Annotated in this window: 23 protein-coding genes; all 23 read left to right on the forward strand. The window is 45.6% G+C overall.

Annotation, left to right across the window (positions count from 1 at the left end):
- Entirely contained in the window at positions 1-1,341 is a 1,341-nt protein-coding gene (gene ffh / locus BAMF_RS28985) for a signal recognition particle protein (protein WP_013352236.1), read from the forward strand.
- 105 nt (positions 1,342-1,446) lie between these two features.
- Positions 1,447-1,719 (forward strand): 30S ribosomal protein S16, encoded by a 273-nt coding sequence (gene rpsP / locus BAMF_RS28990; protein WP_003154296.1) that lies wholly within the window; start codon positions 1,447-1,449, stop codon positions 1,717-1,719.
- Positions 1,719-1,964: a KH domain-containing protein gene (locus BAMF_RS28995; RefSeq protein ID WP_007611392.1), complete on the forward strand. Its 246-nt coding sequence runs from the start codon at positions 1,719-1,721 to the stop codon at positions 1,962-1,964. Before rpsP ends, BAMF_RS28995 begins: the two co-directional genes overlap by 1 nt.
- Positions 1,965-2,052: 88 nt before the next feature.
- A complete protein-coding gene (locus BAMF_RS29000; protein ID WP_013352237.1) occupies positions 2,053-2,439 on the forward strand; it encodes a YlqD family protein in 387 nt (128 codons plus the stop codon).
- Between the two features lie 4 nt (positions 2,440-2,443).
- Complete coding sequence (gene rimM, locus BAMF_RS29005; protein WP_013352238.1) at positions 2,444-2,968, forward strand: ribosome maturation factor RimM; 525 nt, start codon at positions 2,444-2,446, stop codon at positions 2,966-2,968.
- Positions 2,965-3,696 carry a tRNA (guanosine(37)-N1)-methyltransferase TrmD gene (gene trmD, locus BAMF_RS29010; RefSeq protein WP_013352239.1) on the forward strand — a complete coding sequence of 244 codons (732 nt, stop codon included), beginning with the start codon at positions 2,965-2,967 and terminating at the stop codon, positions 3,694-3,696. The genes rimM and trmD overlap by 4 nt, the downstream gene beginning before the upstream one ends.
- Before the next feature lie 140 nt (positions 3,697-3,836).
- Complete coding sequence (rplS, locus tag BAMF_RS29015; protein WP_003154288.1) at positions 3,837-4,184, forward strand: 50S ribosomal protein L19; 348 nt, start codon at positions 3,837-3,839, stop codon at positions 4,182-4,184.
- Positions 4,185-4,326: 142 nt separating this feature from the next.
- Positions 4,327-5,175, forward strand: coding sequence for a ribosome biogenesis GTPase YlqF (gene ylqF / locus BAMF_RS29020; protein WP_013352240.1), 849 nt, complete (start codon positions 4,327-4,329; stop codon positions 5,173-5,175).
- Between the two features lie 72 nt (positions 5,176-5,247).
- A complete protein-coding gene (locus BAMF_RS29025; protein WP_013352241.1) occupies positions 5,248-6,015 on the forward strand; it encodes a ribonuclease HII in 768 nt (255 codons plus the stop codon).
- A gap of 16 nt (positions 6,016-6,031) precedes the next feature.
- Complete coding sequence (locus BAMF_RS29030; RefSeq protein ID WP_013352242.1) at positions 6,032-7,735, forward strand: hypothetical protein; 1,704 nt, start codon at positions 6,032-6,034, stop codon at positions 7,733-7,735.
- Positions 7,732-8,013 (forward strand): FlhB-like flagellar biosynthesis protein, encoded by a 282-nt coding sequence (locus BAMF_RS29035; RefSeq protein WP_013352243.1) that lies wholly within the window; start codon positions 7,732-7,734, stop codon positions 8,011-8,013. Before BAMF_RS29030 ends, BAMF_RS29035 begins: the two co-directional genes overlap by 4 nt.
- Positions 8,014-8,187: 174 nt before the next feature.
- Positions 8,188-9,345: an ADP-forming succinate--CoA ligase subunit beta gene (gene sucC / locus BAMF_RS29040; RefSeq protein WP_013352244.1), complete on the forward strand. Its 1,158-nt coding sequence runs from the start codon at positions 8,188-8,190 to the stop codon at positions 9,343-9,345.
- A gap of 28 nt (positions 9,346-9,373) precedes the next feature.
- On the forward strand, positions 9,374-10,276 hold the full coding sequence (gene sucD, locus BAMF_RS29045; protein WP_013352245.1) for a succinate--CoA ligase subunit alpha: 903 nt from the start codon (positions 9,374-9,376) through the stop codon (positions 10,274-10,276).
- Positions 10,277-10,341: 65 nt separating this feature from the next.
- A complete protein-coding gene (dprA, locus tag BAMF_RS29050) occupies positions 10,342-11,241 on the forward strand; it encodes a DNA-processing protein DprA (protein WP_013352246.1) in 900 nt (299 codons plus the stop codon).
- A 181-nt stretch (positions 11,242-11,422) separates the two neighbouring features.
- Positions 11,423-13,498 (forward strand): type I DNA topoisomerase, encoded by a 2,076-nt coding sequence (topA, locus tag BAMF_RS29055; RefSeq protein WP_013352247.1) that lies wholly within the window; start codon positions 11,423-11,425, stop codon positions 13,496-13,498.
- A gap of 64 nt (positions 13,499-13,562) precedes the next feature.
- Positions 13,563-14,870 carry an FADH(2)-oxidizing methylenetetrahydrofolate--tRNA-(uracil(54)-C(5))-methyltransferase TrmFO gene (gene trmFO, locus BAMF_RS29060; protein WP_013352248.1) on the forward strand — a complete coding sequence of 436 codons (1,308 nt, stop codon included), beginning with the start codon at positions 13,563-13,565 and terminating at the stop codon, positions 14,868-14,870.
- 69 nt (positions 14,871-14,939) lie between these two features.
- Complete coding sequence (gene xerC / locus BAMF_RS29065) at positions 14,940-15,857, forward strand: tyrosine recombinase XerC (protein ID WP_013352249.1); 918 nt, start codon at positions 14,940-14,942, stop codon at positions 15,855-15,857.
- A 15-nt stretch (positions 15,858-15,872) separates the two neighbouring features.
- The gene (gene hslV / locus BAMF_RS29070) at positions 15,873-16,418 is read left to right on the forward strand and encodes an ATP-dependent protease subunit HslV (RefSeq protein ID WP_013352250.1); all 546 of its coding nucleotides are present in this window, start codon (positions 15,873-15,875) and stop codon (positions 16,416-16,418) included.
- A 16-nt stretch (positions 16,419-16,434) separates the two neighbouring features.
- Complete coding sequence (gene hslU / locus BAMF_RS29075; RefSeq protein WP_013352251.1) at positions 16,435-17,838, forward strand: HslU--HslV peptidase ATPase subunit; 1,404 nt, start codon at positions 16,435-16,437, stop codon at positions 17,836-17,838.
- A gap of 37 nt (positions 17,839-17,875) precedes the next feature.
- Entirely contained in the window at positions 17,876-18,655 is a 780-nt protein-coding gene (gene codY / locus BAMF_RS29080) for a GTP-sensing pleiotropic transcriptional regulator CodY (protein ID WP_013352252.1), read from the forward strand.
- 353 nt (positions 18,656-19,008) lie between these two features.
- Entirely contained in the window at positions 19,009-19,398 is a 390-nt protein-coding gene (gene flgB, locus BAMF_RS29085; protein WP_013352253.1) for a flagellar basal body rod protein FlgB, read from the forward strand.
- Positions 19,398-19,850, forward strand: a complete 453-nt coding sequence (gene flgC, locus BAMF_RS29090) for a flagellar basal body rod protein FlgC (protein WP_013352254.1) — start codon at positions 19,398-19,400, stop codon at positions 19,848-19,850. The genes flgB and flgC overlap by 1 nt, the downstream gene beginning before the upstream one ends.
- 10 nt (positions 19,851-19,860) lie before the next feature.
- Complete coding sequence (gene fliE, locus BAMF_RS29095) at positions 19,861-20,181, forward strand: flagellar hook-basal body complex protein FliE (RefSeq protein ID WP_007409777.1); 321 nt, start codon at positions 19,861-19,863, stop codon at positions 20,179-20,181.
- The last annotated feature ends 22 nt before the right edge of the window (positions 20,182-20,203 follow it).

Here is a 20,203-nt window from a genome sequence, read left to right on the forward strand (position 1 = left end):
ATGGCATTTGAAGGATTAGCCGACCGACTGCAAAAGACGATTTCAAAAATCCGCGGAAAAGGAAAAGTCAGCGAACAAGACGTAAAAGAGATGATGCGTGAAGTTCGTCTTGCGCTTCTTGAGGCTGACGTTAACTTTAAAGTCGTAAAGGATTTTGTGAAAAAAGTAAGTGAACGGGCTGTCGGACAGGACGTCATGAAGAGTCTGACACCCGGCCAGCAGGTTATTAAAGTCGTAAAAGAAGAGCTTACCGAGCTGATGGGCGGCGAAGAAAGCAAAATTGCCGTCGCCAAACGCCCGCCGACCGTTATTATGATGGTCGGGCTCCAAGGTGCCGGTAAAACGACAACCACGGGGAAGCTTGCCAACCTGCTGCGCAAAAAACATAACCGCAAACCGCTGCTCGTGGCTGCGGATATTTACCGCCCCGCTGCGATTAAGCAGCTGGAAACACTGGGGAAACAGCTTGATATGCCGGTCTTTTCTCTTGGCGATCAGGTCAGCCCGGTGGAAATCGCCAGACAGGCGATTGAAAAAGCGAAGGAAGAGCATCATGATTACGTGATTTTAGATACCGCCGGACGGCTGCACATCGATCACGAACTGATGGATGAGCTCTCCGGCGTAAAAGAAGTCGCAAATCCTGAGGAAATTTTCCTTGTCGTCGACTCGATGACCGGTCAGGATGCGGTAAACGTCGCCAAAAGCTTTAATGACCAGCTCGGTTTAACGGGTGTTGTTTTAACAAAGCTTGACGGGGATACCCGCGGAGGTGCGGCGCTTTCTATCCGCGCAGTCACTGAAACGCCGATTAAATTCGCCGGAATGGGAGAAAAACTCGACGCTTTAGAAGCGTTCCATCCTGAGCGGATGGCATCCCGGATTCTCGGAATGGGTGACGTGTTAACCTTGATTGAAAAAGCTCAGGCGACTGTTGATGAAGACAAAGCCAAAGAGCTTGAGCAGAAAATGAGAACGATGAGCTTCACATTGGATGATTTTCTGGAGCAGCTCGGTCAGGTCCGAAACATGGGGCCTCTTGACGAACTGCTGCAAATGATGCCCGGCGCAGGCAAAATGAAAGGCTTAAAAAACATCCAAGTGGATGAAAAACAGCTGAATCATGTGGAAGCGATCATCAAATCAATGACTGTTCTTGAAAAAGAACAGCCGGATATCATCAACGCCAGCCGGCGGAAGCGGATCGCTAAAGGAAGCGGAACATCCGTTCAGGAAGTCAACCGTCTTTTAAAGCAGTTCGAGGAAATGAAAAAAATGATGAAGCAGATGACAAACATGTCAAAAGGGAAGAAAAAAGGCTTTAAATTACCTTTTATGTAATCGGTTATACATGATAAAACCGTTGTTAAGAAAAAACACTTTACAAACACTTTTATCATTGTTAATATACTATCTTGTTGAAATATTTTCGGAGGTGCTAGTAAAATGGCAGTAAAAATTCGTTTAAAACGTATGGGAGCAAAAAAATCTCCTTTCTATCGTATTGTTGTAGCAGATTCTCGTTCACCGCGTGACGGCCGTTTCATCGAAACAGTCGGCACATACAACCCGGTTGCAAAGCCGGCTGAAGTGAAAATCAACGAAGAGCTTGCTCTTAAATGGCTGCAAACAGGAGCTAAACCTTCTGATACAGTCCGCAACTTGTTCTCAAGCCAAGGAATTATGGAAAAATTCCACAACGCTAAACAAGGCAAGTAATGACTGATCAGAACTTGGAAGATTTGATTGTCAGCATTGTGGCTCCGCTTGTCGACCATCCGGAAGACATAACGGTCACAAAAGAAGAGACCGATCAAAAGATTGCGCTGCGCTTATCTGTCAATAAGTCAGATACCGGTAAAATTATCGGAAAGCAAGGCCGGACTGCAAGAGCGATTCGAACCGTCGTTTTTGCAGCTGGCGCACAGTCTTCTAAGAAAGTTCAATTTGAAATATTTGACTGAAAGGGAGAGGGCCGGCACCTCCCCTTTTTTTACACGTAAAAAAAGCAAATGAACAGAAATATGTTGGAAGAGTGGGGAGTCTGGTGCTATGCAGATTATTCACAGGGTAACCGTTATGCAGGTTCTGACCGAGCAAAGTAAAGAAAAGCTTTTGGCCTCTTTTGCAGAAAAAAAGCAAACGCTTGAACGAGAATGCAGCCAGCTCTATTTTCAGCTTAGAAAACATGAAAAAGATCAGCAGAATCCAGATGTGGCGGAATCTTTTAAAAAAGCCATTGAAAAGAGACAAGACAAAATCAAAATGATCGATTTCCAAATAAGCCAGACACACTCGCTCCCGCTCGGAAGCGAAGTGAAGGAAAAGGAGATCGATGCGCTGCTTTCAATTGACGTCGGTGATAACTGGCATGAAAAAACAGCGGCAAATACCATCGTCATAAAAGACGGGGTAGTGATTGAAATTCGCCCGAGGTGATAATATGACAAACAGATGGTTTAATGTAGGCAAAATTGTAAATACCCACGGCATTAAAGGCGAAGTGCGGGTTATTTCTAAAACGGACTTTGCCGAAGAACGGTACAAGCCCGGCAATACGCTCTATTTGTTTGCGGAAGGAGCCGCGGAGCCTGTTAAAGTAACGGTCAACACCCACAGGCTTCACAAACAGTTTCATCTGCTGCAATTCAAAGAAATGCCGAGCCTCAATGAAGTCGAGCACCTAAGAAACATGATCATCAAAGTCCCTGAAGAAGACTTGGGAGAGCTTGAAGAAGACGAATTTTATTTTCATGAAATCATCGGCTGCGAAGTTGTATCAGAGGACGGGGAACTGATCGGCACAGTAAAGGAAATCTTGACGCCCGGAGCTAATGACGTATGGGTAGTTGCGAGAAAAGGAAAAAAAGATGCGCTCATTCCGTATATTGCTTCTGTGGTAAAGGATATTAATATAAATGAGAAGAAAATTATGATTCATGTAATGGAAGGGTTAATAGACGAATGAAAATCGACTTTTTAACACTGTTTCCCGAAATGTTTCAAGGGGTGCTCGGCTCATCCATCCTGCAAAAAGCACAGGAAAAAGAGGCGGTTCGTTTTGACGTCATCAATTTCCGCGCTTTTTCGGATAATAAACACCAAACGGTTGATGATTACCCGTACGGCGGGGGAGCCGGGATGGTGTTAAAGCCGCAGCCCGTATTTGATGCCGTTGAAAAGCTGACAGCCGATACGGACGCCAAACCGCGCATTATTCTCGTCTGCCCGCAGGGTGAACGTTTTACTCAGAAGAAAGCCGAGGAGCTGGCGGAAGAGGAACATTTGATGTTTATCTGCGGACATTACGAAGGGTATGATGAACGGATCCGGGAACACCTTGTCACTGATGAAATCTCCATCGGGGATTTTGTGCTGACCGGGGGAGAGCTCCCCGCGATGATGATTGCCGACAGCGTTGTCAGGCTTTTGCCGGGCGTCCTGGGAAAAGAAGCATCTCACATGGAGGATTCCTTCAGCACGGGGCTTTTAGAGCATCCGCATTATACAAGGCCGGCAGATTATAAAGGCTTAAAAGTGCCTGAGACCCTTCTGTCCGGAAACCATGCCAAAATAAACGAATGGCGCAATAAAGAATCAATCAGAAGAACCTTTTTAAGACGTCCGGATCTTCTTGAAAACTATCCTCTTACTGATGAGCAAAGAAAATGGATTTCCGAGTGGGAAAACGAATAGATTCTATTGCGCGGGCAGTGAAGATATGATAAGATACTACTTGTGGCTTAAGAGGGCTTATCCTTCAAAAGCTTGAAAACGATGTTCCGCTGTGCCTTGCAGTTGTGGCTAAGAGCATCTGTTGGAAGGAGTTGAAAACGATGCAAAAACTAATTCAAGATATCACAAAAGAACAGCTTCGCACTGATCTTCCTGCGTTCCGTCCTGGTGACACTTTACGTGTACACGTAAAAGTTGTTGAGGGTAACCGTGAGCGTATCCAGATCTTTGAAGGTGTTGTGATCAAGCGTCGTGGTGGTGGAATCAGCGAAACGTTCACAGTTCGTAAGATTTCTTACGGTGTTGGCGTTGAACGTACATTCCCTGTACACACACCAAAAATCGCGAAAATCGAAGTTGTACGTTACGGTAAAGTACGTCGCGCTAAGCTTTACTACCTGCGTGAACTTCGCGGAAAAGCGGCTCGTATTAAAGAAATCAGACGATAATGATAACGAACGAAAAGAGCTTGTTACCCGTAACAGGCTCTTTTTTTATATGAAATTTGTAAAAGCAGAACAAGCAACGTAAAATACATAAGAGATCACCGGAACATACGGTTCCGGCAAATAAGGCAGGTGTCTAAGTCACATGACCATTCAATGGTTCCCGGGCCATATGGCTAAAGCGAGACGGGAAGTAACAGAGAAACTGAAATTAATTGATATCGTATACGAATTGGTGGATGCAAGAATACCGATGTCATCGAGAAATCCGATGATTGAGGAGATTTTAAAAGATAAGCCGCGCATTATGCTTTTAAACAAAGCCGATAAGGCGGATGCGGCTGTGACTGCCCAGTGGAAGGACCATTTTCAGGAACAGGGCATTCCCTCTCTTTCAATAAACTCCGTTAACGGGCAGGGACTGCATCAAATCGTCCCGTCCTCGAAAGAGCTTCTGAAAGATAAGTTCGATAAAATGAAAGCAAAAGGCATAAGGCCAAGAGCCATCCGCGCATTAATCATCGGTATTCCGAACGTAGGGAAATCTACGCTCATCAACCGGCTGGCCAAAAAAAACATTGCCAAGACGGGAGACAGGCCCGGCATTACCACTTCACAGCAGTGGGTAAAGGTAGGCAAGGAATTAGAGCTGCTCGATACACCGGGAATTTTATGGCCTAAATTTGAAGATGAGCTTGTTGGCTTGCGCCTGGCGATCACCGGGGCGATTAAAGATACTATTATCAACCTGCAGGATGTGGCCGTCTTCGGACTGCGCTTTCTGGAAGAGCATTATCCTGACCGCTTAAAGGAGCGCTACGGACTTCAGGAAATCCCTGAAGACATTGCCGCCCTATTTGACGCGATCGGTGAAAAACGCGGCTGTTTGATGGGCGGCGGGCTGGTTGACTATGATAAAACCACAGAAGTCATCATTCGGGACATCCGGACGGAAAAATTCGGCAGGCTTTCGTTTGAAACACCATCAGAATAAAGACGCGCAGCGATGCGGGTCTTTATTTTTTCCGCAGAATACCGATATACATAATGTAAGGGAGAAGAGAACGTGAATACATTAACCGTAAAAAGCGTAAAAGAACGCCTGCAAGAGGTCAGGGACGAAAGCGACCCTTTCCTTGCCCAATGTGAAAAAGATCCGAGAAAAAGCGTACAGACGCTTTTAGAGCAATGGCTGAAAAAGCATGCGAAGGAAAAAGCTCTTAAAGAGCAGTGGCTGAACATGACGGCATACGAAAGACTGTCATACAAAAAGGGCTTCCGCCTGATTGCTGGTGTTGACGAAGCGGGAAGAGGGCCGCTTGCCGGACCGGTTGTCGCCGGCGCTGTCATTTTGCCGGCACAGTGCGAAATTCTCGGTCTCACGGACTCGAAGAAATTATCGGAAAAGAAGCTCGAGGAGTATTACACCCGGATCACGGAAGAAGCGGCGGCTATAGGAGTCGGCATTGTCCATGCGGATGTTATTGACCGAATCAACATTTATGAGGCGGCAAGACTGGCGATGGTAAAAGCGGTCAATGCTTTAGCGGAAACACCAGATTATCTGCTTGCAGATGCCATGACGCTTCCGCTTGACATTCCGCAGTCATCTGTCATAAAAGGGGATGCCAAAAGCGTATCAATTGCCGCCGGAGCCTGCATAGCAAAAGTAACGCGGGATCGTCTCATGGCTGAATACGCCAAAACCTATCCCATGTACGGCTTTGAAAAAAATAAAGGCTACGGAACGAAAGAACATCTTGAAGCTCTTCAGGCATACGGACCGACAAATATTCACCGAAAAACGTTCGCTCCCGTTCAATCTTATTGTTAGAAAAGAGGCGTAAGACATGAACATAAGCGGCGAAATCCAAGCGGCTTTCAGACAGCTGATAACAGAAACCTCTCCGGAAAGGCAAGACGGCAGCAAAGACAGCGGTACCCAAAGGCTGCTGTTAGGGAAGGTTCTCCGCTTGTTGGATGATCAAAGCGCCCTTATCCAAATCGGCGGCCGGACGATGCAGGGAAAGCTTGAAACTGCCCTCCGGCCGCAGGCGTATTACTGGTTTTCTTATGAAAAGCAGCCGGCTGAAAAAACGGGCCGGCTTCATGTCGTTGACCAATTCGAAGGAAGCCCGAAAACCGTTCAAGAAGCGGCGGGAAGACTGCTGAACGCCCTTTCCGTCAAACCGGGACCGGTGTCTCAGCATATTGCCGAAACGTTTATGCATCAGAAACTGCCGATGACGGAAAACAGCCTCAAAGCCTGTATCCGCTGGGCTGAATCGCTCCCGGCAGCCGAATTGAAAAAAGCGGCAGAAACTATTGTATTTGCACTTAAACGGGAACTGCCCGCGCATCCGGAAGTCTTGTCAGCCATTCATGCCGTCAAATACCCGTTTCCGACCCGCCGCCTTCTATCAGGACTGCTTCAGGCAATCAATCAGGCTCCGCAATCGGCAAAAGAGCTGTCTGTGCTTAAAGAGGCGGTTTCTGACGTGTTAGACGCGGAAACAGATCTTCATGCAGAACGTCTCTTGAAGAAGCTTGCTTCGGCCGCGCGCATGCCGATTTCAGAAACCGGGCTGACAGAAGAAGGAGAAGGGACAGAATTAAAACAATCACCATTTGTCCGAGTGACTCGTGAAAACGGAAAGACAGCCCCGAGCCAGCCTTCTCTTCCGAATGCCAGGACGGATACGGAACTGCCTGAAAAAGAGGCAAAACAGATTATCGAAAAATTAATGGCATCAGCCGAAAAGAATGAAAACCGCCCCGTAAAAGAAACGGCGGACATCATCAAGGCTTTTATTTCGCAAGAAAAAACATCCAAAACAGCACCTGTTCTTCAAAAAGCACAACTGGCAGAACAGGAGACGGCTGTTTTCGAAAAAGCTGTCCAGCTTACCGAACTGAAATATACGGAAAAACATGATGTATTAAGCCTTTTGCAGAGAATCAAAAAAGGGCTGGGCACCCGTGATGAATTATCATTCATTACAGCGCTTGAAAAGGGAATGTCTCCGCAGCCGGAGAAACAAGCGCTGAAAACGGCCCTCCAGGCTGTCCGGACGCTTCAAGAAGCACCCCAAGCCGTTAAACAAGAGGCAGAACCGCTTATTCATAAATTAAACGGCCAACTGTTTATTGAGCAGCATAACCCTTCTTTTACGCAGATGGTGCTGTCATTTCCATTGGGAGCGTCCGCATATGAGAATGATATTACAGTTCTTTTTAAAGGACGGAAGAAGCCGGACGGAAAACTCGATCCGTCACATTGCAGGCTCCTGTTTTTACTGCATCTTGAAACGCTGCAAGAAACCGTCGTGGACTGTATGATTCAGCAAAATGTAATGACCATTACAGTTGAGACCGATTTTGAACTTCAGGCGGCCATCGACCCTCTCGTGCCGGCTTTGAAAGAAGCCGTAAAAGAAACGGGCTTCAGCCTGTCAGGCATCACGGCAAAAAAACGGCGTCCGAAAGACCAGAGCGCTCTTGTGGATGAGTTTATGGAAAAAGACGGCGGACGAAAAGTGGATGTGAAAGTATGAAAGAGCAGACTCGGTTAAGAAGAGCTGTCGCCCTGCATTACGACCGGCAGAAAGATCAAGCCCCGAAGGTTATCGCAACAGGCAGGGGGCATGTGGCGGAAAATATCATAAAAGAAGCTGAGAAGGCGGGGGTCCCGATTCAGGAAGACAGGACCCTTGTCGAATTAATGCGGCATTTGACGGTCGACGATCAGATACCGGAAGCGCTTTATGAAACCGTCGCTGAAATTTTTTCATTTGTTTACCGGCTGGATGAAAGCCTGAAAAACGAAAAATAAGGATCAATCATTTCCCAGACTCCGTTTAAATTTATATTTTCAATAAAATAAAAGTTAGAATGTTTGGAAGGATATAAAGATTTTGTTTTGAACCCTAGACAATTCTTCCAGTATTATATAGAATGAAAGCGCAGTCTATTTTTAGTTTTGCTACATAAGTTAGGAGGATGGGAAATGAATATCCATGAGTACCAGGGAAAAGAAGTCCTCAGAAAATACGGGGTGTCTGTTCCTGAAGGTAAAGTGGCTTTTACAGCAGAGGAAGCAGTTGAAAAAGCAGAGAGCCTGTCAAGCTCGGTTTATGTCGTAAAGGCGCAAATCCATGCTGGCGGCCGCGGCAAAGCTGGTGGGGTAAAGATTGCAAAAACAACGGATGAAGTGAAGGAGTATGCCGAAGAACTGTTAGGCAAGACGCTCGTCACACATCAAACGGGTCCGGACGGACAAGTAATAAAACGCTTACTTATTGAAGAAGGCTGCGATATTAAAAAGGAATACTACGTCGGGCTTGTACTTGACCGCGCCACTTCAAGAATCGTTTTAATGGCGTCTGAAGAAGGCGGAACGGAAATTGAAGAAGTAGCGGAAAAAACACCTGAAAAAATTAAAAAAGCGGTTATTGATCCGGCTGTAGGCCTTCAGGGCTATCAAGCGAGGGAGATTGCATTCGCAATTAACATCCCGAAAGAGCTTGTCGGCAAAGCCGCTAAATTTATGCTCGGACTATATAAAGCATTTGTTGAGAAGGACTGCTCCATCGCCGAGATCAACCCTCTCGTCGTCACGGGAGACGGAAACGTCATGGCGCTTGATGCTAAGCTGAACTTCGACAGTAATGCGTTATACAGACAAAAAGACATTATGGAATACAGAGATTTAGATGAAGAAGATCCGAAAGAAATCGAAGCCTCAAAATACGATTTAAGCTACATTTCCCTTGATGGAAATATCGGCTGTATGGTAAACGGCGCGGGTCTTGCAATGTCTACAATGGATATCATTAAACACTACGGCGGAGAACCTGCAAACTTCCTGGATGTCGGGGGCGGCGCAACCGCTGAAAAAGTTACGGAAGCTTTTAAAATCATTCTTTCCGATCAAAACGTAAAAGGAATTTTCGTTAATATTTTCGGCGGCATCATGAAGTGTGATGTCATTGCCGAAGGCGTTGTTGAAGCGACGAGACAAGTCGGATTGACATTGCCGCTGGTCGTGCGCCTTGAAGGGACAAACGTAGATTTAGGAAAGAAAATCCTGAATGAATCAGGCTTAAATATCACATCTGCGGAATCAATGGCAGACGGCGCGCAGAAAATCGTATCCTTAGTTTAGGAAAGAATGAAAGGCAGGGGACCAGATAATGAGTGTTTTTATCAATAAAGATACAAGAGTTATTGTACAGGGGATTACAGGTTCTACCGCTTTATTTCATACAAAGCAGATGCTGGAATACGGCACGAATATCGTTGGCGGTGTAACACCTGGAAAAGGCGGAACTGAAGCGGAAGGCGTGCCGGTATTCAATACGGTCGCAGAAGCGGTTCACACAACGGGCGCTGATGCGTCAGTCATTTATGTGCCGGCTCCGTTTGCGGCAGACGCAATTATGGAAGCGGTTGACGCGAAAATTGATCTTGTCATTTGTATCACTGAGCACATTCCGGTTTTGGACATGGTGAAAGTGAAACGCTTTATGGAAGGCAAGAAAACGAGATTAATAGGGCCGAACTGCCCGGGTGTTATTACGCCTGAAGAATGTAAGATCGGCATTATGCCGGGATACATTCATAAGAAGGGGCATGTAGGCGTTGTATCCCGTTCAGGAACATTGACATACGAGGCTGTCCATCAGCTTTCAGAAGCCGGCGTAGGCCAATCTACCGCTGTAGGTATCGGCGGCGACCCGGTCAACGGCACGAACTTTATTGACGTGTTAAAAGCATTCAATGAAGATCCTGAAACACACGCCGTCATCATGATCGGAGAAATCGGCGGCACAGCTGAAGAGGAAGCGGCTGAGTGGGTGAAAGCGAACATGACAAAGCCTGTTGTCGGCTTTATCGGCGGTAAAACTGCCCCTCCTGGAAAACGCATGGGCCATGCGGGCGCCATCATCTCCGGAGGAAAAGGCACGGCAGAAGAAAAAGTCAAAACGATGAACGCCTGCGGGATTGAAGTGGCGGAAACCCCTTCTGTAATGGGTGAAACACTGATTAAGGTGTTGAAAGAAAAAGGCTTATTTGAAACGTGCAAAACTCACTGATCAAAGCAGGGGCAGCCGTAACGGCTGTTCCTGTTTTTGCTGTACAAAAGAGGAGGTTGCCAGATTTGGATCAAGCGTCGCGCTGTTTAATGGTCTGCAGTATCAATCAAATCATTTCCCCGTCTCTTCTATTAAAATGGTGGAAAGCTGATCACTCTCTGTCTTTTTTACGAGATCCGCATCCATTAACTGTTTTGTCAGAAGGGAAAACAGCTCCGAAAGCAATTTTTCGAGAAATAGAGCGCAAGGAACCGGAACTTGATAAAGTTCTGTCCGATTACCGCCGAGAAGGCAGTACTGTCATCCCGATTTCATCAAGCCGCTATCCTTCATGGCTTAAAACAATTTATGATCCGCCGGCTGTCTTGTTTGCAAAAGGGCATACGTCACTTCTTGAAAAAGGCAGAAAAATAGGGATTGTAGGAACGCGGAAACCGACGGAAGACGGAATAAAAGCGGTTGGGCATCTTACCGCTGAACTCTCAAAAAAAGGCTGGGTCATAGTAAGCGGGCTGGCATCCGGCATAGACGGATTGTCTCATAAGGCGAGCATCAGGGCAAAAGGGCTTACGATCGGCGTAATAGCCGGCGGATTCCATCATATCTATCCCCGGGAAAATCTCCTGTTAGCAGAATATATGGCTGAACATCATCTCCTACTCTCAGAACATCCTCCTGAAACAAAGCCGAAAAAGTGGCATTTTCCGATGAGAAACCGCATAATCAGCGGATTAAGTGAAGGAATTGTAGTTGTGCAGGGAAAAGAAAAAAGCGGTTCATTAATCACGGCTTATCAAGCCCTTGATCAAGGGAGAGAGGTATTTGCCGTTCCCGGTTCCATTTTTAATCCATATTCCGGAGGACCTATAAAACTCATTCAAGAAGGGGCGAAAGCGGTATTATGCGCAGAGGATATTGACGGAGAGCTGACCGCCCGAGGCGTTCAGTATACGGAACCCTTTTGAAATATCGTTTGACAAACGGTATTGTAATATTTAATAATAGTGAGGATTTAAAGTTGCACATTATTTTCATGTATAAAATGACGTTCATCATAAAGAATGAAATGTTGAAAGCCATAAAAAGGCAGCTCTAAAATGAATTGATACTTGAAAAGAGAGAGAACACCTCTTGAGGGGGATGAAAATGTCTGATTATCTAGTCATCGTGGAATCGCCGGCAAAGGCGAAAACGATTGAACGTTATTTAGGGAAAAAATATAAAGTCAAAGCTTCAATGGGACATGTCCGGGATCTTCCAAAAAGTCAAATGGGAGTTGACATCGAACAGAACTTTGAACCGAAATATATTACGATCCGCGGGAAAGGCCCTGTTTTAAAAGAATTAAAAACAGCGGCCAAGAAAGCAAAAAAAGTCTATCTCGCGGCCGACCCCGACAGAGAAGGGGAAGCGATTGCATGGCATCTCGCGCACAGCCTTGATCTGGATCTAAGCTCGGACTGCCGGGTCGTCTTTAATGAAATAACAAAAGACGCCATTAAAGAATCATTTAAACATCCGCGCATGATCAATATGGATCTTGTCGATGCGCAGCAGGCGCGCCGCATATTAGACAGACTCGTCGGATACAAAATCAGTCCGATTCTTTGGAAAAAAGTAAAAAAAGGCCTCAGTGCGGGCCGTGTGCAATCCGTTGCGCTCCGGCTGATCATCGACCGGGAAAAGGAAATCAACGACTTTAAACCTGAAGAGTACTGGACGATTACCGGCTCATTTTTAAAAGGAAAAGAGACGTTTGAAGCCGGCTTTTTCGGAAAAAACGGCAAAAAGCTTCCTTTAAAAAGCGAAGAAGACGTGAAAGCTGTTCTTGCTGAGCTGAAAGGCAATAAGTATACGGTAGACAAGGTTACGAAAAAAGAACGTAAACGAAATCCCGCTCTGCCGTTTACAACGTCCACCCTGCAGCAGGAGGCTGCAAGGAAACTGAATTTCAGAGCGAAGAAAACGATGATGATCGCTCAGCAGTTATATGAAGGAATTGATCTCGGCAAAGAAGGAACAGTCGGGCTCATCACGTATATGAGAACGGACTCAACGCGGATTTCCAACACAGCCGTTGAAGAAGCGTCAGCTTTTATTGATCAGGCATACGGAAAAGAGTACTTAGCGGGAAAACGGAAAGCGCCAAAGAAAAATGAAAACGCACAAGATGCCCACGAAGCGATCCGTCCGACTTCAGTACTCAGAAAACCTGCCGAGTTAAAAGCGGTGCTTGGAAGAGACCAGCTCAGATTATACAAGCTGATTTGGGAGCGCTTTGTTGCAAGTCAGATGGCGCCAGCCGTTCTGGATACGATGAGTGTTGATCTCAGCAATAACGGATTGACATTCCGGGCAAACGGCAGTAAAGTCAAATTCGCCGGCTTCATGAAAGTCTATGTAGAGGGTAAAGACGATCAGCTGGAAGAAAAAGACCGCATGCTTCCGGACCTTAAAGAGGGAGACACGGTTTTATCCAAAGATATTGAGCCTGAGCAGCACTTTACTCAGCCGCCTCCGCGTTACACAGAGGCGCGCTTGGTTAAAACCCTTGAAGAACTGGGTATCGGCCGTCCTTCAACGTATGCGCCGACTCTTGACACCATCCAGCGCCGCGGTTACGTGGCACTAGACAATAAACGGTTTGTGCCGACTGAGCTAGGGCAGATCGTGCTGGATCTGATCATGGAGTTTTTCCCGGAAATCATAAACGTTGAATTCACGGCAAAAATGGAAAGAGATCTTGACCATGTTGAAGACGGCGAGACAGAATGGGTTCAAATCATTGACAGCTTCTATACCGACTTTGAAAAGCGCGTGAAAAAAGCGGAAGCCGAAATGAAAGAAGTGGAAATTGAACCTGAATACGCGGATGAAGATTGTGAGTTATGCGGCTCCCGGATGGTTTACAAAATGGGCCGGTACGGGAAATTCATGGCGTGCTCCAACTTCCCTGACTGCCGGAATACCAAGCCGATAGTCAAACAAATCGGCGTTAAATGTCCTAAATGCCATGAAGGAAACATTGTCGAACGAAAATCAAAAAAGAAACGCGTTTTTTACGGCTGTGACCGTTATCCAGAATGCGACTTCGTATCTTGGGACAAACCGATTGAACGAAAATGCCCGAAATGTGAAAATATGCTCGTAGAGAAAAAGCTTAAAAAAGGCATACAAGTCCAATGCGTCGAATGCGATTATAAGGAAGAACCACAGAAGTAGCGGTGAGCAGAGCCTTGCTCACCTTCTTTGTGTGGAAGGGACAAACAACAGGAGATGAAAAGAAATGAACCAGCAAACAGTAAATGTAATCGGAGCGGGCCTAGCCGGAAGTGAAGCGGCATGGCAGCTTGCAAAACGAGGAATTCAAGTAAAGCTATATGAAATGCGGCCCGTAAAGCAGACGGCAGCCCATCATACTGACAAATTCGCGGAACTGGTATGCAGCAACTCATTGCGTTCAAATACGCTCGCCAATGCGGTAGGCGTATTAAAAGAAGAAATGCGGGCGCTTGACTCAGCAATCATTCAATCTGCTGATAAGTGCTCGGTTCCGGCAGGGGGAGCGCTTGCCGTTGACCGCCATGAATTTGCGCAAAGCGTGACGGATCTTGTGAAAAACCATCCGAACGTAACGGTTCTTCACGAGGAAGTAACTGAGATTCCGGAAGGCCCGACAGTTATCGCGACCGGTCCGCTTACGTCAGAATCGCTTTCACAGCAGCTGAAAGAGCTCACAGGAGAAGAATATCTGTATTTTTATGACGCGGCGGCGCCGATTGTTGAAAAAGACAGCCTTGATATGGATAAAGTGTACTTAAAATCCCGTTATGACAAGGGAGAAGCGGCATACTTAAACTGCCCGATGACTGAGGAAGAGTTTGACCGTTTCCATGAAGCGCTGACGACGGCTGAGACGGTTCCGTTAAAAGAATTCGAGAAAGAAATCTTCTTTGAAGGCTGCATGCCGATTGAAGTCATGGCGAAAAGAGGCAAGAAAACGATGCTGTTCGGACCGATGAAACCGGTCGGACTGGAAGATCCTAAAACAGGCAAGCGGCCTTATGCAGTCGTTCAGCTCAGACAGGACGACGCGGCGGGAACGCTTTATAATATTGTAGGTTTTCAGACACATTTAAAATGGGGAGATCAAAAAGAAGTGCTTAAACTGATCCCGGGCCTTGAAAATGTTGACATCGTCAGATACGGCGTTATGCACAGAAACACATTTATCAACTCGCCGAGCCTCTTGAATCCGACATATCAATTTAAACAGCGGAACGACCTGTTTTTCGCGGGCCAAATGACCGGCGTAGAGGGTTATGTTGAATCTGCTGCGTCAGGTCTTGTAGCGGGAATCAATGCAGCCAAACTTGTTCTCGGTCAGGACCTTGTGACATTCCCGCAGGAGACGGCGATCGGAAGCATGGCTCACTACATTACGACGACAAACCAGAAGAACTTCCAGCCGATGAATGCAAACTTCGGCTTATTAAAAGAATTGCCTGTTAAAATTAAAAACAAAAAAGAACGAAACGAAGAATACGCTAAACGCGCAATTGAGACTATTCAAACTATTTCGAAAACGATATAGCTTTTCATTGCAACTTCAATGCATAATATGATACCATTTAAAAGCCCTTCGGAGAGGGAGGTCTTCATAATGGCTGAGAATGTTAACTTTTTTTTAAAGTTATTCGTTGAATATTTACAAATTGAAAAAAATTATTCACAATATACTATTGTGAATTATGTTAATTCGATTGAAGAATTTGGGATGTTTCTGCATGCTCAAAATATAAATGGATTGAATGAAGCTGCATATCATGATGTGAGAATATTTTTGACAGAAGCTTATGAAAAAGGCCTGTCAAGAAAAACAATCAGCAAGAAAATTTCAGCTTTGAGAAGCTTCTATAAATTTTTAATGAGGGAAAAGCTTGTTGAAGAGAATCCGTTTCAGCTTGTTCATCTGCCGAAACAAGAGAAACGGATTCCGAAGTTTCTTTATGAAAAAGAACTTGAGGAACTATTCGCTGTTTCAGACAGAAGTCAGCCGTCAGGGATGCGCGATCAGGCCTTGCTTGAGCTTCTTTATGCGACCGGAATGAGGGTCAGTGAGTGCTGTACGCTCACTGTCAGTGATCTTGACCTGTTCATGGATACGGTGCTCGTTCACGGGAAAGGCAGGAAGCAGCGCTACATCCCGTTCGGCTCATATGCCCGTGATGCGCTGGAGCTGTATATCAACAGCGGCAGACAGTGCCTGCTTGAAAAAGCAAAAGAGCCTCATGATGTGCTGTTTGTCAATCAAAGAGGCGGTCCGCTTACCGCCAGAGGAATCCGGTATATTTTAAGCGGGCTTGTAAAAAAGGCATCCGGCACTTTACATATACACCCGCATATGCTTCGGCACACGTTTGCGACCCATCTGCTGAATGAAGGGGCTGATTTAAGAAGCGTTCAGGAACTTCTGGGCCATTCCAATCTGTCTTCTACACAGATATACACGCATGTATCGAAGGAAATGCTGAGAAACACATATATGTCCCACCATCCGAGAGCTTTTAAAGAAAATTAAAAGGAGGCCCTTCTCATGTCATCTTTTCATGCGACAACGATTTTTGCCGTCCAGCATAAAGGAAAAAGCGCTATGTCAGGAGACGGCCAGGTCACATTCGGTCAGGCTGTAGTCATGAAGCATACTGCCAGAAAAGTGAGAAAGCTGTTTAACGGAAAGGTTCTTGCCGGCTTTGCAGGATCTGTTGCAGACGCTTTCACACTTTTTGAAATGTTTGAGGCGAAGCTTGAAGAATACAACGGCAATTTAAAACGTGCGTCGGTTGAGCTTGCGAAAGAATGGCGCAGCGATAAAGTGCTGCGCAAGCTGGAAGCCATGCTGATTGTCATGAACCAGGATACCTTGCTTCTCGTATCGGGAACAGGTGAAGTGATTGAGCCGGATGACGGCATTATGGCGATCGGCTCCGGCGGAAACTACGCCCTGTCAGCAGGAAGAGCGCTGAAAACCTATGCCGGAGAGAACCTGTCCGCCAAAGATATTGCACATGCCGCTTTGAAAATCGCGGGCGAGATTTGTGTGTACACAAACGATCAGATCATTTTGGAAGAACTTGAATAGAAAGGACTTGAGGCGCATGGAAAACAAACCGTTAACACCGAGACAAATTGTAGATCGGTTGGATCAATACATTGTAGGACAGCAGGATGCGAAAAAAGCTGTCGCCGTGGCATTAAGAAACCGCTATCGCAGAAGTCTTCTTGATGAAAAACTGAGAGATGAGATCGTTCCCAAAAACATTCTGATGATGGGCCCGACCGGGGTGGGGAAAACAGAGATCGCCAGACGGATCGCCAAGCTTACCGGTGCGCCATTTATAAAAATTGAAGCGACAAAATTTACAGAAGTCGGCTATGTAGGCAGAGATGTCGAATCAATGGTCAGAGACCTCGTTGAGACATCAGTGCGGCTCATTAAAGAAGAAAAAATCAGCGAAGTAAAAGAACAGGCTGAAGAAAATGCAAACAAACGTATTGTGCGGCTTCTCGTACCGGGAAAGAAAAAACAAGCGGGAGTGAAAAACCCGTTTGAAATGCTTTTCGGGGGAGGCCAGCCGACAAACGATGATGAAGCCGATCAGCAGGAAGAAGCAAGTCTTGAAGAAAAAAGAAAACGCATGGCGCATCAGCTTGCGCTGGGAGAGCTCGAAGACCATTACGTTTCCGTAGAGGTGGAAGAGCAGCAGCCGTCGATGTTTGACATGCTGCAAGGCTCGGGTATGGAGCAGATGGGCATGAATATGCAGGATGCGCTGAGCAATCTGGTGCCCAAAAAGAAAAAGCGCCGTAAAATGACGGTCAGAGAGGCTAGGAAGGTTCTGACCAATGAAGAGGCAAGCAAATTAATCGATATGGATGAAGTCAGCCAGGAGGCTGTGTTAAGAGCTGAAGAGGGCGGCATCATCTTTATTGACGAAATAGATAAAATCGCTAAAAACGGAGGAGCTTCTTCCTCAGCCGATGTATCGAGAGAGGGTGTGCAAAGGGATATCCTCCCGATTGTCGAAGGTTCTACTGTCGTCACGAAATACGGCTCCGTCAAAACAGATCACGTGCTGTTTATAGCCGCCGGAGCATTCCATATGGCCAAACCGTCCGATCTGATTCCGGAGCTGCAAGGCCGCTTTCCGATTCGTGTAGAATTGAGCAAGCTGACGGTGGATGATTTTGTGAAGATTCTCGTCGAACCCGATAACGCGCTGTTAAAACAATATCAGGCTTTATTGCAGACAGAAGGTATATCTCTTGAATTTTCTGACGAAGCTATTCGTAAGATCGCCGAAGTGGCTTATCATGTGAATCAGGATACGGATAACATCGGAGCGAGAAGGCTTCACACGATATTGGAAAGGCTGTTGGAAGACCTGTCGTTTGAAGCGCCGGACGTGACGATGGAAAAAGTCGCCATCACGCCGCAATACGTTGAAGAAAAGCTCGGAACGATTGCAAACAACAAAGATCTAAGTCAATTTATATTGTGAAAATTTAATAAGAGGAATTCTAGGAGGATTATTTAACATGGCTTTACTACAAAAAACACGAATTATTAACAGCATGCTGCAGGCTGCGGCAGGCAAACCCGTAAACTTTAAAGAAATGGCTGAAACGCTTCGTGACGTCATTGATTCTAATATTTTCGTCGTCAGCCGCAGAGGAAAGCTTTTAGGCTACTCTATTAATCAGCAGATCGAAAATGACCGCATGAAAAAAATGCTGGAAGACCGCCAGTTCCCGGAAGAGTACACGAAAAATCTGTTCAACGTTCCGGAGACGTCTTCAAACCTTGATATCAACAGCGAATACACGGCATTTCCTGTTGAAAACAGAGACCTGTTCCAGGCAGGCTTAACGACGATTGTTCCGATTATCGGCGGAGGCGAGCGTCTGGGCACATTGATTCTGTCCCGTCTGCAGGATCAATTTGAAGATGATGATCTCATTCTTGCTGAATACGGAGCAACCGTTGTAGGAATGGAGATTTTAAGAGAAAAAGCGGAAGAAATCGAAGAAGAAGCGCGAAGCAAAGCAGTCGTTCAAATGGCGATCAGTTCTCTGTCTTACAGTGAACTTGAAGCGATTGAGCATATCTTTGAAGAACTTGACGGAAACGAAGGCTTGCTTGTGGCAAGTAAGATTGCGGACCGTGTGGGCATTACGCGTTCAGTAATCGTTAACGCGCTGAGAAAGCTGGAAAGCGCCGGCGTCATTGAATCCAGATCACTGGGAATGAAGGGGACTTACATTAAAGTTCTGAACAACAAATTCCTTATTGAGTTGGAAAATCTTAAATCACATTAAACCAAAAGCAGGATCCCCTGAAAATGGGGGTCCTGCTTTTTTTATGAACAATGGGTGAAAAGTTGCAATTTAAAGTTGATTATTGGAATCTGATCTGAGATAATCCATCTTGCTGTGTGAAAAAAGGGGAAAATACAGAAATTGAGCTATTTTCAGTCTTATATTAAACAAATGCTTGTAGTACAAATACTCTAGGACTTAATACCTACTTACAAAATAGATATAATTGAGCACTTTTTTTTAGCCTAACTTCATAGACTTTAAGCCTGTTATTTCTTACAATAAGCATATGGTTTTACAATTATCGACAAGGATTTTTAGGAGAAAAATATCTGAAATGGAGGTAAGTGGATTTGGACTTATTTTCTGGAACTATACAAAATCTTGAGAATGCCTTGGGGAGAGCGGACATTAAGCAAAAAGTCATAACTAACAATATCGCCAATATAGATACACCGAACTATAAGGCAAAAAAAGTCTCTTTCCGAAATTTGTTAGATCAGGAAACATCTAATCTTGAGGCTGTAAAAACCGACTATCGGCACGTTGACTTTACGGATTCGGGGGCCGATTATTCCATTGTGTCCAGCGGTGATACATCGTACCAGCAAAACGGAAACAATGTGGATATAGACAAAGAAATGACAGATTTAGCCGAAAACCAAATTAATTATCAGGCTTTGGTTGAAAGAATGAGCGGCAAATTCAATTCCCTGAAAACCGTCTTGACAGGAGGAAAATAATGAGTGGCTTTCAAAGCTTAAATATTTCCGGCTCTGCTTTAACCGCACAGCGTGTCCGGATGGACGTCGTATCGTCCAATCTGGCCAATATGGATACAACGAGAGCGAAGCAGGTAAATGGCGAGTGGGTGCCTTACAGAAGAAAGCTCGTATCTCTCCAATCCGGAGGCGAATCATTTTCGTCCCTTTTAAATTCCAAGATGAACGGAATCGGAAGCGCGGGAAATGGCGTAAAAGTATCCGCGGTTACGGAAGACCCATCCGCTTTTAATCTTGTTTACGACCCGGAAAATCCGGATGCGAATAAAGACGGATATGTACAAAAACCAAATGTAGACCCATTAAAGGAAATGGTGGATCTTGTCAGCAGCACGAGATCATATGAAGCAAACGTGACGGCATTGAACGCCTCCAAAGGCATGCTTTTAAAGGCTTTAGAAATCGGAAAGTAAGGTGATGTAAGTGGTTAACGCTATTACTCCTTTTCAGCTTCAACAAACGCAAAACACTCAAAACGTAACGAATCAATTAAACCAAACGCAAAAAACTGATTCTTCAAACCAAACAAGCTTTTCGGAGCTTTTAAAAAACTCAATTGATTCGTTAAATGAGTCACAAGTAAAATCTGACCAAATAACGAACGAACTGGCTGCAGGAAAGGATGTAAACCTTGACGAGGTCATGATCGCTGCCCAAAAAGCAAATATTTCTCTGACGGCCGCTACCGAATTCCGCAATAAAGCCGTGGAAGCCTATCAGGAAATCATGAGAATGCAGATGTAGTGGTCAGATTGAAGAGAATGAC

The sequence above is a fragment of the Bacillus amyloliquefaciens DSM 7 = ATCC 23350 genome (genome assembly GCF_000196735.1).
Taxonomy (GTDB): domain Bacteria; phylum Bacillota; class Bacilli; order Bacillales; family Bacillaceae; genus Bacillus; species Bacillus amyloliquefaciens.